The sequence below is a fragment of the Nitrospira sp. BLG_2 genome (assembly GCF_049222245.1).
Genome location: NZ_JBLYIG010000557.1, coordinates 1 through 1,610, shown reverse-complemented (window position 1 = coordinate 1,610; position 1,610 = coordinate 1). Strand labels below are relative to the sequence as shown.

Annotated in this window: 2 protein-coding genes; both read right to left on the bottom strand. The window is 55.4% G+C overall.

What is annotated here, in order from left to right; all coding sequences use genetic code 11:
- Positions 1-412 precede the first annotated feature (412 nt).
- Positions 413-1,243, bottom strand: coding sequence for a polyphosphate kinase 2 family protein (locus ACOSYY_RS14835; protein ID WP_421663307.1), 831 nt, complete (start codon positions 1,241-1,243; stop codon positions 413-415).
- Between the two features lie 90 nt (positions 1,244-1,333).
- Positions 1,334-1,610: formylglycine-generating enzyme family protein (locus tag ACOSYY_RS14830; protein WP_421663306.1), on the bottom strand; the 277-nt coding region annotated here is incomplete at its 5' end.

Here is a 1,610-nt window from a genome sequence, read left to right as displayed (position 1 = left end):
CGAAGACTCTCCGCTTCATGGCTCTTGCCTATCTATTTTTTATAAGGGCCCTGTCGGCCCGTATGGCATAGCCAGCGAAGAATCGGTTAGCAGGACCGACGAGAAACCCGCCCTTGCATCGGTGGGCCTAATGGGCCAGGTGGCGTCGTGTCGTCCATCTCCACCCTCCTCTCGCGATGAAGTCACCGAGAGACCTGGATGGCAGCCGCGCGGTCTACCCGATCTCTCGAACTTCGATTGATAAAAGGGGCCGCACTTCTTCCCTACGCTCATTTGGAAACCGTGTCAAGGGGGCATGTCTCTTTGAATCCCCGATGCATCATATACAGCAGACGCCGGCCAACAGAGGTCCTCGAGTGGGAAATACCACGTGACCGTTACAACGACCGATCTACCGTCGCCTGACACCCCGCTACACGACTTTGAGCTTGGTGAAATCCACACCTTCAGGCGCCGGAGGCGTCTTGAGCTTCATGTCCTCCAATGCATTCACGACGCGGTCCGCCACGATGAGGTTGCGATACCACTTTCGATTCGCCGGCACGACGTACCAGGGCGCTTCCTCGGAGCTGGTTGCCGAGATGACATCCTCGAAGGCCTTCAAATACTCATCCCACAGCTTCCGTTCCTCCAGATCACCGGAATTCCATTTCCAGCGCTTTTCCGGATCGGCGATGCGGGCCTCCAGCCGCTCTTTCTGTTCGTCCTTCGAGATATGGAGGAAGAACTTGAGCATAGCCGTTCCGCTTTCGCTTAACAGTTCCTCAAATTGCCTTATCTGATTGAATCGACGCCTGATAAGCTTGTCGGTCACCCATCCATGGACCCGTGTGATCAGCACATCCTCGTAATGCGATCGGTTGAAGATCCCGATGTACCCTTTGGGCGGCACCTCGCGATGCACACGCCACAGAAAGTCGTGGGCCAGTTCATCCTTTGACGGAGCCTTAAAGGCCACCACTTTGCAGCCTTGCGGATTGACACCGGACATCACACTTTTGATCGTTCCATCTTTTCCACTCGTATCCATACCCTGCAGCACGATGAGGAGCGATCGTGTGGCATTCGCGTACAGTCGCTCTTGCAACCTGTCCAGCCTGGCAATGAGTTCGGCCGTTTCGACTTTGGCCTTCGTTTTCCCTTGCTCATTCTTCTTATAGTCTCCGGTGTCGTCCGGATCGAATTCCTTGAGCGAAAGTTTGTTCCCGGGCTTCACACCATATTGCTTCACCGACTCCCCCATCGGCTCCGTGCCGCTGATACGCTGAGTACTCGAACGGCCCTTTGAGCATTCACACGTGTTGGTGTGCCATCGGCAGTGAATCGTACGAGACTACGGCTGCTTCTGAACATCCTGGGCACAACGAAAACCCACATTCGGATCCTGCTCGGTCGGATCACCCTTCGTGCGAAACGACGACCGCAGGCGATACGGGGTATTGATGTAGGATCCTCCCCGCTGGACTTTGGTCGTTCCCTCGTTGGGTCCGCGCGGATTGATAGCGGGGCTATTGATAAAGCTGGAATAATAATCCTCGGCGTACCAGTCCATCACCCACTCATAGAGATTCCCCGCCAGATCCTGCACACCGTACGGACTTTGTCCCATG